Origin of the sequence: Halobaculum rubrum, from assembly GCF_019880225.1 — an archaeon.
GTDB classification, from domain to species: domain Archaea; phylum Halobacteriota; class Halobacteria; order Halobacteriales; family Haloferacaceae; genus Halobaculum; species Halobaculum rubrum.
In genome coordinates, this window is the sequence record NZ_CP082284.1 from 2,648,132 (window position 1) to 2,659,819 (window position 11,688).

10 protein-coding genes are annotated in these 11,688 nt (G+C 69.4%); 7 read left to right on the forward strand and 3 right to left on the reverse strand.

Translation table 11 applies throughout. The features are described 5' to 3' along the window. Positions 1-50: 50 nt before the first annotated feature. A complete protein-coding gene (locus K6T25_RS13540) occupies positions 51-707 on the forward strand; it encodes a lactate utilization protein (RefSeq protein WP_222914971.1) in 657 nt (218 codons plus the stop codon). Positions 708-779: 72 nt separating this feature from the next. Here K6T25_RS13540 and K6T25_RS13545 read toward each other — a convergent pair whose 3' ends face one another. Then, positions 780-2,906, reverse strand: coding sequence for a DUF7997 domain-containing protein (locus tag K6T25_RS13545; RefSeq protein ID WP_222914974.1), 2,127 nt, complete (start codon positions 2,904-2,906; stop codon positions 780-782). A gap of 102 nt (positions 2,907-3,008) precedes the next feature. Here K6T25_RS13545 and K6T25_RS13550 point away from each other — a divergent pair, with 102 nt between their 5' ends. From K6T25_RS13550 to K6T25_RS15770, 4 genes are all read left to right on the forward strand, one after another. Further along, complete coding sequence (locus tag K6T25_RS13550; protein ID WP_222914976.1) at positions 3,009-5,366, forward strand: alpha-amylase family glycosyl hydrolase; 2,358 nt, start codon at positions 3,009-3,011, stop codon at positions 5,364-5,366. A 102-nt stretch (positions 5,367-5,468) separates the two neighbouring features. Further along, positions 5,469-6,065, forward strand: a complete 597-nt coding sequence (locus tag K6T25_RS13555; protein ID WP_222914978.1) for a hypothetical protein — start codon at positions 5,469-5,471, stop codon at positions 6,063-6,065. Between the two features lie 142 nt (positions 6,066-6,207). Next, positions 6,208-7,308 carry a TrmB family transcriptional regulator gene (locus K6T25_RS13560; protein WP_222914980.1) on the forward strand — a complete coding sequence of 367 codons (1,101 nt, stop codon included), beginning with the start codon at positions 6,208-6,210 and terminating at the stop codon, positions 7,306-7,308. Positions 7,309-7,497: 189 nt separating this feature from the next. After that, positions 7,498-7,935 (forward strand): pyridoxamine 5'-phosphate oxidase family protein, encoded by a 438-nt coding sequence (locus tag K6T25_RS15770; protein ID WP_345778238.1) that lies wholly within the window; start codon positions 7,498-7,500, stop codon positions 7,933-7,935. On the opposite strand, the gene K6T25_RS13570 is transcribed toward K6T25_RS15770, so the two are convergent. Next, on the reverse strand, positions 7,860-8,159 hold the full coding sequence (locus K6T25_RS13570) for a DUF7521 family protein (RefSeq protein ID WP_225917753.1): 300 nt from the start codon (positions 8,157-8,159) through the stop codon (positions 7,860-7,862). The genes K6T25_RS15770 and K6T25_RS13570 overlap by 76 nt on opposite strands. Beyond that, positions 8,156-8,542, reverse strand: coding sequence for a winged helix-turn-helix domain-containing protein (locus tag K6T25_RS13575; RefSeq protein WP_222914983.1), 387 nt, complete (start codon positions 8,540-8,542; stop codon positions 8,156-8,158). Before K6T25_RS13575 ends, K6T25_RS13570 begins: the two co-directional genes overlap by 4 nt. A 110-nt stretch (positions 8,543-8,652) precedes the next feature. Here K6T25_RS13575 and K6T25_RS13580 point away from each other — a divergent pair, with 110 nt between their 5' ends. Continuing rightward, entirely contained in the window at positions 8,653-9,804 is a 1,152-nt protein-coding gene (locus tag K6T25_RS13580) for a multicopper oxidase domain-containing protein (RefSeq protein ID WP_222914985.1), read from the forward strand. 221 nt (positions 9,805-10,025) lie between these two features. Continuing rightward, on the forward strand, positions 10,026-11,360 hold the full coding sequence (locus K6T25_RS13585) for a hemolysin family protein (RefSeq protein WP_222914988.1): 1,335 nt from the start codon (positions 10,026-10,028) through the stop codon (positions 11,358-11,360). Positions 11,361-11,688: the final 328 nt, after the last annotated feature.

Here is an 11,688-nt window from a genome sequence, read left to right on the forward strand (position 1 = left end):
GAGCGCTTATCCGGGTCTCGACGCTACACGTATCCACCCGAACATCGACCATGTCTCAACAAAAATCCGACTACGCAGACGACACCGACATCGAGGCGACGCTCGACGACCTCCCGGACGAGGAGACGATCGAGGAAACGGCCGACAGCCTCCGAGAAAACGGGTTCGAGGTCGTCGTCGTCGATTCGGCCGACGAGGCCCTCGAGGCGATCCAGTCACAGATCCCGGCCGGCGCCTCGGTGATGAACGGTCACTCGACGACGCTCGAGGAGGTCGGCTTCGCCGAGTACCTCTCGGAGGGCGACCACGAGTGGGAGAGCCTCCCGGACGAGATCTGGGGGATCGACGACGACGAGGAGCGGCAGGCCGCGCGACGGGAGTCCCAGACGGCCGACTACTTCCTGGGCGGAATCAACGCCATCGCCCGGACCGGCGAACTCGTCGCGGCCGACCGCTCCGGCAGCCGGATCGGCGCGTACCCGTTCGCCGCGGGGAACGTCCTCATCGTCAGCGGCGTCAACAAGATCGTGGCGTCGCTCGATGACGCGCTCGACCGATTGGAGTCCGTCGCGTACCCGCTGGAGAACGAACGCGCCAAGGAGGCGTACGGCGTCGAGTCCGCGATCGCCAAGCAGCTCATCTTCCGGCAGGAACTCGAGGAGGGTCGGACGACCGTGGTGCTCGTCCGCGAGCAGCTCGGGTACTGAACCGGACGTCCACCCGACTCGAATCCTGGCTCCGTTCTGAGAGGCGCGGTCCGATCTCCACCGACGGCCGTCTCAGTCGTCGGCAGGAACCGGGTCCTCGTCGCCGTCCGCGAACGCGCCGAGATCGTCCAGCAGCGCCGTCGACGCCAGCCTGATGGCGTGAGGCCACCCCAGCGGGGTCGCGCTGTCGGGGGTCCCGTCGTCGAAGAACTGCTCGGGGAGGAACCCGCCGGAGACGGTAAGCGGGCCGTCCGGCCCGACGAAGTCCAGCAGTTCGCACGAGCGCCGGGTGAACTCCGCTGCGCGCGCGTCGCCGGCCTCGGCGAGAAGCGCGGCGACCTCCGCGGCGGCGTTCGCCCCCCACGCCGTCGAGACGGTCCAGATCTTCTCGTGGTCCTGGCCGCGCTGTCGCCAGCCGTCGCCCTCGTAGCGGACCAACCCGACGACGTCGCTCGCGTCGGGATCGTGGAGCAGCCCGTTGATCGTCGCCTCGACGTGGGAGACGAGCCGGTCGAGACGAACACCGTCCACCTCGCCGATCGCGGCGTACGCGCGGTGGGCGTCGGCGAGGGCGAACGTCGCCGAGTCGAGCCGCCGGTCGAGCGTGCCGTCGTCGTGCTCGCGAACCGCGAACGCCCCTCGATCGGGAACCCACAGGTCGTCGAGCGCGTCGTACAGCAGGGCCGCGCGGTCGGTCGCCTCGACTGCCCGCTCGAACCGCGTCGGATCGAGCGCGGCGACCGCCGAGAACGCGTCGAGGAATCTCGCGGCGGTGTGGGTGAACCGGCCGCCGGCGTCCTCCCAGGCGTTCTGGCACGCGATCGGGCGACTGTCGTCGCCAAGCGACGCGATCAGTCCGTCGAGGCCGCCGTCGATCGCGGCGGTGACCTCCTCGGCGAGCGGATCGTCCTCCGGCAGCCGGTCGAGCAGCCGCGCGAGGAACGCGACGACGCTCGCGGTCTGATCGGCCTGATACTCGACGTCGTCCCCGGCCTCCATCCTGGCGTTCGCCCACCCCGGCGCGAGCGCGCCGTTGCGGGGCCACACGCGGTGGGGCCAGGTCCCGTCCGGGAGCTGGGTGTCGAGATACGAGCGCGCGCTGCGGCGGTGCCAGTCCTCGAGACCCAGGTCGAATCTCGTGTCGGCGCCAAGCAGGAACCCCGATATCTCCGCGTCGTCGCGGAACCAGGTGTAGCCGTACCCGCCCGAGTGGACGTAGTGCGGGTCGAAGTCCGGCCCGGCCATCCGCATCCCGGTCGGCGCGGACAACAGCGACAGCACGCGGAGGTCGTCGACGGCGGCGTCGGGCCGCGGTACCCCTGATTGGGACGACACGGCGGCGCTACCGGCGGCGGCGAGATCGCGCAGCGCCTGCGCGTCGGCGGCGTCGGCGAGCAGGTCGTCGACGGCGTCGAGCGCGGCCCCGCGATCGGTCTCCTCGCGGTCGGTGAGCAGGGTTACGACCGCAGCGACGCCGTCGTCGAACCCCGTCGAGGCGACGACGTGGCCGCCGAGGTGGTCCTCCTCGCGTCGGTCGCCGAGCGCGTCGGCGCCGCGTTCGTGAGGTTCGGGGTCGAGCACGGCGTCGGGGCCGGCCGGGAGTCCGCCGCCGATAACGTGGAGGTCGGCGGCCGCGAGGAAGTCGCGCTCGCGGTCGTGGAACACCTCTATCGCGCGAGCGTGGTGGAGCTGGCCGACCCGCGCGTCGCGGCCCTCGGGCGCGAACGTACAGCCGACGAGCAGCGACGCGTCGAGGGGGGCCGCGCGGTCGGCGTCGTCGAACGCGACGCGCGTCACGTGGGCCTCGCCCGCGTCGGTCTCGACCGCGAGATCGAGCCGACGGACGCGACCGACCGGCGTTTCGTAGTCGGTTTCGACCAGTGCGGTCGCCTCGTGATACGACTGGTCGCCGTCGCGAAGTTCGATCACGGCGGTCCCGTCGTCGGTACGGCGGACCGCGTCGTCCGGGTCGAGTTCAGCGGGCGGGTCGTCGATCCGCAGCGCGAACCGGGAGTCGGCCAGGCCGGAGCGACCGGAGAGCGGGTAGCCGAAGTCGCGCAGCGTGCCGTCGGGGGCGACGTGGAGCAGGCGACCGCCAGCTCCCGAGAACAGCCCGGCGGTGGTGCGGCGCTCGCCGGGGAACCGGGTCGGGTGATCCCGGTTCCGTTTGTGGTCGTCGAGTGCGTCACGGAGTCGCATGTCTCGATCGGAACGGCCACGAGACATAATTCTTGTTGTAATCGTATTTCACTCGTTCACGAATCCGGAACGCTCAAGCACCGCGGGAAAGCGCACTCCCCCATGACCGAACCCGCGGACGCCGGCGCACGCGACGGGGGTCGTCCGCTCACCGATCCCGACGATCCGACGCATCACCCCGGACCGCCGCGCACGACCAGCGTGGGCGAGTCGATCGAACTCGCGCCGCGGAACCTCGACGCCGTCGTCGACGTGGGTCCGGACGGCGCGGCGACCGAGCACGACGGGCACGGCCGGTTCTCGTGGGCTATCGCCGACGTGCCGACCGACAGCGACGCGTCGCTCGAACCCGGTGACACGCCCGGTACCGACGCCGGCGATGACAGCGCTATCGTCCACTTCGCGCCGGACGTTCCCGGCACGTACCGGCTCGAGTTGACCGCCCCCGACGGCGTCCACACACAGACGGTCCGCGCGTACCCGGACGAGCGCGCGGACGCGACGCTGCGCGTCCCGAAGGCGGACTTCGACGTGCCGACGGCGCGGGTGAGTCCCGACCGAGTCTCCGTGGCCGGGCCGTTCAACGACTGGAGCGTCGCGCAGCTGCGGCCGTCCGACGACGGCGAGGTCCTGACGCTCGACGTACGCCTCCCGCCCGGAGAACACAGCTACTCGTTCGCGCTCGACGACCGCCTCGCGGAGGGCGTGATGGGCGAACACGTCGTCCCCGGTCCCGGCCGCCCCAGACTCCACCTCGATGCCGCGGTCGAGGGCGAGGAGGTCGTCGTCACGGCGGACGCGGAGGCGGCGCCCGCGGGTCCGGACCCCGACTCGACCCCGGCGGGCGAGCCGCCGGACGTCGAGTGGCTGTTCGACGGCCGTGACGACCTCTCGGCGGATCGCGAGGCGGTCACGCTCGACGGCGACACGCTGCGCGTGGACCGGAGTGCGGTCCCCGCCGACGGCGTCGCGCGGGTCCACGCGGTTCCCGTGGCCGACCGCCACGGCGTGATGGACACCGTCGAACTCTCCGCTGCGGACGCCGGATCGGACGTGGACGACGCGGCGACGGCGGTCCGCCCGAACGACCCGCCCGCGTGGGCGGCGTCGCCGACGGTCTACGAGGTGTTCGTCCGGTCGTTCGCGGGCGAGACGCCCGACACGACGTTCCGGGAGATCGAGCGACGCGTCCCCTACATCGATTCCCTTCACGTCGACGTGCTGTGGCTCACCCCGGTGTTGCAGAGCCCGACGACACACGGCTATCACATCACCGATTTCTCGCGGACGGCCGACGACCTGGGTACGCGCGAGGCGTTCGAGTCGCTGGTCGAGACGTGCCACGACCACGACATTCGCGTCGTGTTCGACCTCGTGATAAACCACACCTCGCGGGATCACCCCGCGTTCCAACTGCACTCGGCCGGCGTGGACGCGTTCGCCGAGCAGTACCCTCGCCGCCCGGCCGCCGAGAACCCCTCCGACGTGGAGTGGGCCGGGGAGGGAACGCCCTCGTTCCGCTTCAACTGGGAGCGCATCCCCGACGTGAACTACGACTCGCCGACCGTCCGCGCGTGGATGCTGTCTGTCGTCGACGAGTGGGCCGACGTGGTCGACGGCTTCCGCTGTGACGTGGCGTGGGGCGTCCCGCACGGCTTCTGGAAGGAAGTTGCCGAGCGGCTCCGCCGGCGCACCCCCGAGTTCCTCCTGCTCGACGAGACGATCCCGCGGGACCCGTTCATGCACGAGGCGGAGTTCGACATGCACTACGACACGACGCTGTACGACACCCTCCGCAGCGTCGGCTCGGGCGACGCCGACGCGGACGCCGTCCTCGATGCGGTCGACGCCTCCGCGGTGCAGGGGTTCCCCCGCGCGGCCGTTCAGATGCGATACGTCGAGAACCACGACGAGGACCGCTATCGCGCGGAGTGTGGGACCGAGGCGCTCCGGGCGGCAGCGGCGGCGACGTTCACGCTCCCGGGTGCTCCGATGGTGTACTACGGGCAAGAGCGGGGCATGACCGACTACCGCGGCGAGATGCGCTGGCACGACGGGGACTCCGAGCTCACCGACTACCACCGCAGGCTGGCGGCCGCTCGCCGTGAGCACGACGCGCTTCGTACCGGTTCGGTCACCCGGATCGGCTATGCGGTTCACGGCGGAGCCGACGGTGCCGGGATCGGGAGCGGCGGCGGCCTCGGGATCGTCGGCGGAAGCGACGGCGGGGGAGGCGGAACCGCCGGCGCCGGCGCGGTCACCGCGTACGTTCGCGAGTCGGGCGACGAGCGACTGGCAGTCGTGATCAACTTCGGCGCCGGGGAGGCGACCGTCGAACTCGCGGAGCCGGTTGATTCGACCGACCTCCTGACGGGACACGAGGTAGGCGCCGAGAGCGATACCGGCGACTCGACGCGTTCGGTCCGCGTCGGCGACGCGGTCGTGTGTCGGCTCCGCTGAGTCTCGGTCCCGGCGACATCGGGTACACGCTCTCGGGAGTACCGGGCGGATCGCGGTGCCCCGATCGAACCTGCTTTTCCCCGTCGGTTCCGAGTCGACTGTATGAACGACGCCGCGGACGACGACGCAGGATCCGACGCCGGCGATGCCGCGGGCGACCGAGCCGACGCGACGGGTCCCGCGGTCGAGGAACTCGCCGAGTACTGCCGTCTCCAGGCGGGGCTGCTCGCGGGCCGCGTCGAGACGATGGCCGAGGAGGCGACCGATCGGATCGACGAGATCGACGAAGGGATCGCGGCCCTCCGTTCCGATCTCGACGCGGCCGACGGAGCTGATCCGGACGCAGCCGGCGGGGCTGATCCGGACGCGGCCGACGGGGAGGACCTCGGGCACGGGAGCGAGGCCGGCTCCGACGCCGGCGACGAGGCGGCGGCGCTGGCGGACGCGGAGTCGGACCTCCAGCGCAAACAGGCGATGGTCGAGGCGACCCAGTCGCGGATGCGGCTGTTTCAGGAGCTGTCGGCCGGCTACCTCGAGCTGGCCGACGACCTGATCGCGACGCTGGAGTCGGGAGACGCCGACCCGAACGACGCGGTCTCGCGGGTCGTCGACTTCGAGGCCGAGCACGACGCTCCCGCGTACTTCGAGGAACGCGAGACGCTCGTCGAGGTCGCTGCCGGATCGAACGCCGAGGAGTGAGTCGCTTCGGGGACCCGTGAGGGTCCGCGGTCGCGTCCGCCACCGCCGGCGACGGTCGCGAGACCGGAGTTCGTGACGCCGACCGGTGTCGCGACGGGACCACACCGGGAGCTATACGGTCCCCCGTCGGCCTGTGTGTGCCATGACCACGGGCCCCGACGACCCCCCGGGCGCCGCCGCGACCGGCGACGTCGACGTGGAGGGGCTGTTGCAGCGATTCGGCCTCTCGGACAAGGAGATCGACACGTATCTGACGCTCCTCGAGCACGGCGAGGCCAAAGCCAGCACCGTCGCGGAGGCCGCCGGCGTCTCCAAGCGGTACGTGTACAGCGCAAGCGAGGAACTGGAGGCGCGCGGGTTCGTCACCGTCAACGATCACGTCACGCCCACGACGATCCGCGCCAACCCGCCGGGGGAGGTCGTCGACCGCCTCGCGAACGACGCCCAGTCGATGCGGCCGGCGCTGGAGGCCAGGTTCTCGCGTGCGGAGACGGCGACCGAGCCGTTCGAGGTGGTGAAATCACGCGTTACGGTCGTCAAGCGGATCCGTCGGGCCGTCGGGGAGGCGACCGAGGAGGTGACGCTGTCGTTCCCGCTGGACCGCCTCGACGACGTCGCCGCCGACCTCCGAGCGGCCGTCGACCGCGGCGTCCTCGTCCTCCTGTTGCTCACGGGCGTCGACGAGTTCACGGCCGACTTCGAGGAGCAGTATCCCGGTGTCGCCACCGCCGTGCGAACGTGGGGCCAGCCGATGCCGTCGATGCTCACCGTCGACGGACGGACGGGTGCCGTCGCCCCGGCGGAGATGGTCGCGCGCACCAACAGCGGCGCACAGGCGATCGTGTTCTCCCAGCAGCAACTCGGCCCCGTCATCGTCGGGTCGTTCCTCGGGAACTACTGGCCGGCAGCGGCCGAGGCGATGCTGTCGGATCCGGCGCCGTTGCCGGCGACGTACACGAACTTCAGACACGCGGTGCTGCAGGCCGAGTTGCACCGCCGCTCGGCGGACACCGTCGCCGCGCACGTCACCGGCCGCCGGACCGACACCGGCGAGCCGGTCGAGCTGACCGGAGAGGTCGTCGAAATCAGGCAGGGTCTCGTCGAACCGGCCAACAACGAGTTCCCCGTCCAGCACACGCTGACGCTGGACGTCGACGGAGAGGGCGTCACCGTCGGCGGCAAGGGAGCGTTCGTCGAGGACATCGAGGCCGACGAGGTCGAGTTGACGACGACGATAGCGTAAGTTGACGACGACGATAGCTAATCAGTTTCCGCGCGCGGCCGGACCCGTTCCTCGACTGACCGCTATCAACTCCCGAAGAACCGTCACCGTCTCCGTCGCTCCGGACGGAGGGGCGTGACCTATCGGGTGTACACGGCGGGCATACCCGACGGGGAGGGAGACGAGTGCCTCCGGGAGTGTGAGACGGGCGTGTTGTCGCTCACGCGCGACGGCGACGCGTACGCCGTTCCGGTGGCGTACCGCTACGATGGAACGACGCTTCGGTTTCGACTCGCGGACGACGGCACCAGCACCAAGTCGGCGTTCGCGGACGCGACCGAGACGGCGAGTTTCATCGCGTACGGGTACGAGTCGGCGGACGACTCCTGGAGTATCATCGCGACCGGCCCGATACGACGGCTTCCCGAGGAGGCGTGGGAGGACGACCGCGGCCGAACCCGACGAGTGGTTCGTTCCGACCAGAGTGTTCGACGAGGCGATCGAGGAAACGGAGCTGATCGGCTACGAGCTTGCTGTCGTCGCGATCGCCGGGCAGCTGACGGTTCGGTAACTCACTCCCGGTACAGGGAATACGTGATGAAGCCGAACCCGAGCATCGTGAGGGTACTCTGGACGAACACGCCGTAGAGAATGACCGGCTCGGGCCCACCGATCGGGAGCAGATCTCCCACGAGGTCGATCCCGCCACCCAGTATGCTTCCGAGGGTAACGATGGCGAACCCGAGCGCGAGCGAGCGGAGCTCCGCGGCGTCCGTCCGGCGATAGGCGGTCCACGAGAGATACGTGATCGTCGCGCCGAAGACGAACGTCAGCGTCTTGGTCGCCGCGATCGCGATAGTGATGTGACTCATTGGTCCGTCCCTCTGCGGACCTCTCCCCACATGGTCGCGAGGCGGTCGGCGGCGTCCGCCGTCGGCCGTTCGATCTCGACGTCGAGGGTTCTGTCCTCGGCGATAGCGACGATCACCTCGTCGAAGTCGGTTCGGTAGCGGGTCGCGTGGTGGCCGTCCTGCCTGACCTCCACGCCCTCAGCTAACAACTGTGCCTCAGAGAGCAGGTCCAGCTTTCGGTATGTCGTCGACATAGGGATCTCACACTCCTCGGACACCTCCCCCGCCGTCAAGGGCTCCTCCAGGTGCTTGATGATGGTCCGACAGTCCTCGTCGTCGAGCGCGTCGAGGACCGGCTGGAGGCTCGGCCCGGGATCGGCCCCCGGCCGGGAGTCACGCACCATACGGAATCGTACCGCGCTCCGAGGTATATGTTCCGCGGTTCGGCCCGGAGGTCTCGGCGACTGGGAATCAGTGTGGTCCCTAACCTAGTCCCCGCCTATCGTCGAAGTGCATGACGAATATCGGCGCTCCCGGATCCGAGATGAGTCGACGCGAGTTCCTAGCGGCCACCGGCGCGACAGGCGCGACGGCGGCGTTTGCGGGGTGTAACGCCCCGGCAGGCGCGGGCGGACGGACTGCGGTCGGGACCGACGGGGCGCCCCCGCAGACTGACTCCTCGCTACCGACCACCTCGCCCCCCGAGATCGTCAACGTCGACGAGCAGGGCGGCTCGGTGACGATGAAGACCCTCCCGGCCCGGCACGATGTCCACCCCGGCGAGGCGATGGGCGGCCCCATCGAGCTCCCCCAGGTATGGGCGTTCCAGGCGGACGACCGCGACCCCTCGGTTCCCGGACCGATCCTCCGCACGACCGAGGGTGAGGACATGACGGTCGTCCTCGACAACACCGACGGCAAGCGTCCGCACACGATCCACTTCCATGGTGCCCAGAAGACGTGGGAGAACGACGGCGTCCCGACCACGACCGGGATCACGGTCAACCCCGGCGAGAAACACGAGTACGAGATCCCCGCCAACACGCCGGGCACCCACGTCTACCACTGCCACTACCAGACCCAGCGGCACATCGACATGGGGATGTACGGCATCTTCCGCGTCGACCCCGAGGGGTACGAGCCCGCCGACAAGGAGTACTTCATGACGGTGAAGGAATGGGACTCGGACCTCCACAAGATGATGGCCGGACAGGACGCCAGCTACTCGCCGCGCTCGCGCACGCCGGACGTGTTCACCGTCAACGGGAAGGCGGCGCCGCGGACGCTTCACCCCGAACAGGGGTCGCCGATGATCGTCTCCCAGGGCGACACGGTCCGCGTCCACTACCTGAACGGCGGCTACATGAACCACCCGTTGCACATCCACAACCACCGCTTCGAACTGGTGGAGAAGGACGGCGGCACCATCCCCGAGGCGGCTCGCCACGAGATGGACATCACCGACATCGCGCCCGCCGAGCGCCACACGATCGAGTTCACCGCCGACGCCGACCCGGGTATCTACCTGATGCACTGCCACAAGGTGAAACACGTGATGAACGGTACCAGCTACCCCGGCGGGATGCTCTCCGGGATCGTCTACGAGGAGGCGATGGACACCGACATCTTCGCGTCGCTGATGGAGTACGCCGGCTACGAGGGCTAACGCCTCGTCGCTGTCCCACCGTAGGCGTATCCTCGGTCGGCGGTTCACGCTCGGTTTCACCCTCCGTTCGGGTCCCGGATCCCCGTCCCGGCTCCGCTCTCCGATACTGCGCCGTGGCGTCGGTCGAGTAATTAAGTACCCCGACGGAGGTATACCTGTATGTCAGTTCGTCGGCCCGTCCTCGCGGGCACGCATAGGTTCCGACGCCACCGGGGTGGCGAATGGTAGATTTCGTCTTCGCCGCCGGTCGCCTCCTGATCGCGCTGGTGCTCGTGGTGTTGAACGGCTTCTTCGTCGCCGCGGAGTTCGCCCTCGTCCGCGTCCGATCCACCTCCGTCGACCAGCTCGTCGAGGAGGGGCGTCCCGGCTCGGACACGCTTCAGGAGGCGATGGGGTCGCTCGACGACTACCTCGCGGTGACCCAGCTCGGGATCACCCTCGCCTCGCTCGGACTGGGGTGGGCGGGCGAGCCCGCGGTGGCGTCGCTCGTCGAGCCGGTGCTCGGGCCGTTGCTTCCGCCCGATATCCTCCACATCGTGACGTTCGGGCTCGCGTTCGGCTTCATCACCTTCCTGCACGTGGTCTTCGGCGAGCTCGCGCCGAAGACGATCGCGATCGCCCGCGCAGAGCGGATCGCCCTCCTCGTCGCGCCGCCGCTCAAGCTGTTCTACTACGTGTTCTACCCGGGCCTCGTCGTGTTCAACGGGACGGCGAACGCCTTCACCAGCCTGATCGGCGTCCCGCCGGCGTCCGAGACGGACGAGACGCTGGAGGAACGGGAGATCCTCATGGTGCTGTCTCAGGCGGGCGACGAGGGTAACGTCGACGCCCGCGAGGTCGAGATGATAGAGCGGGTGTTCGACCTCGACGACACCGTCGTCAGGGAGGTGATGGTGCCGCGTCCCGACGTGGTCGCCGTCCCCACCGACGCGACGCTGTCGGCGATCAGATCGACGGCGCTGTCGGCCGAGCACACCCGCTATCCCGTCGTCGACGCCGACGACGCCGACCAGATCGTCGGCTTCCTCGACCTCAAGGACGTGCTTCGCGCGGGCGAGTCCGCGACGGCGGCCGACACCACCGCCGCCGATATCGCGCGCGACGTGCTCGTCGTCCCGGAGACGATGCCGATCGACGACCTCCTGATACAGTTCCGCGACGAGCGCCAGCAGATGGCGGCGGTCGTCGACGAGTGGGGGAGTCTCGAGGGGATCGCGACCCTCGAGGACGTCGTCGAGGCGGTCGTCGGCGACATCCGCGACCAGTTCGACGCCGACGAGCGCGAGGCCTCGATCCGGCGCCGCGCCGACGGCGGGTACGAGGCCGACGGCGGCGCCCCCCTGCGAACGGTCAACGACGTCCTCGGTACGTCGTTCCACAGCGACGAGTTCGAGACGCTCGCGGGGTTGGTGCTGGGTCGACTCGACAGGGTCCCGGAAGTGGGCGACTCGCTCGAGGTGGAGGACCACACCGTCGAGGTCACTGCGATGGACGACAGCCGGATCGACACGCTCTCGATCCGTCCGCCCTCCCCGCCCGCCGAAGAGGAGACTTGACATCCTCCCCGCGCTGAAAGGGCGAGGATTCCCACGGTACCGCACCGCTGGGTTGGGATGGTTACGGTTTGTAGCCATCCCGACGGACAGCTACTGGCTGTGCCACCCAGCCGGTACTCCTATCCCGGCGTGGGATTCGGAGATACGTTTGCTGACTGCACCCCGTGTTCCGGGCAGAAGGAGGTGCCTTCTGCGTGGAATCAGGGAATCCCGATACTGTCCGATTAAGCGGGCGGGCAGGCCGCCTCGGTTGGCTGTTGGTAGGGTGATGAGTTAGTTAAACCATCGGTTTGGGTAGTTCGGTCGGTATTTCGGGAGAGATGTCGGA

Bases quoted from the DNA above. Each gene is read 5' to 3' on its own strand.
- K6T25_RS13540 (WP_222914971.1), top strand. From the start codon at position 51: ATGTCTCAACAAAAATCCGACTACGCAGACGACACCGACATCGAGGCG.
- K6T25_RS13545 (WP_222914974.1), bottom strand. From the start codon at position 2,906: ATGCGACTCCGTGACGCACTCGACGACCACAAACGGAACCGGGATCAC.
- K6T25_RS13550 (WP_222914976.1), top strand. From the start codon at position 3,009: ATGACCGAACCCGCGGACGCCGGCGCACGCGACGGGGGTCGTCCGCTC.
- K6T25_RS13555 (WP_222914978.1), top strand. From the start codon at position 5,469: ATGAACGACGCCGCGGACGACGACGCAGGATCCGACGCCGGCGATGCC.
- K6T25_RS13560 (WP_222914980.1), top strand. From the start codon at position 6,208: ATGACCACGGGCCCCGACGACCCCCCGGGCGCCGCCGCGACCGGCGAC.
- K6T25_RS13570 (WP_225917753.1), bottom strand. From the start codon at position 8,159: ATGAGTCACATCACTATCGCGATCGCGGCGACCAAGACGCTGACGTTC.
- K6T25_RS13575 (WP_222914983.1), bottom strand. From the start codon at position 8,542: ATGGTGCGTGACTCCCGGCCGGGGGCCGATCCCGGGCCGAGCCTCCAG.
- K6T25_RS13580 (WP_222914985.1), top strand. From the start codon at position 8,653: ATGACGAATATCGGCGCTCCCGGATCCGAGATGAGTCGACGCGAGTTC.
- K6T25_RS13585 (WP_222914988.1), top strand. From the start codon at position 10,026: ATGGTAGATTTCGTCTTCGCCGCCGGTCGCCTCCTGATCGCGCTGGTG.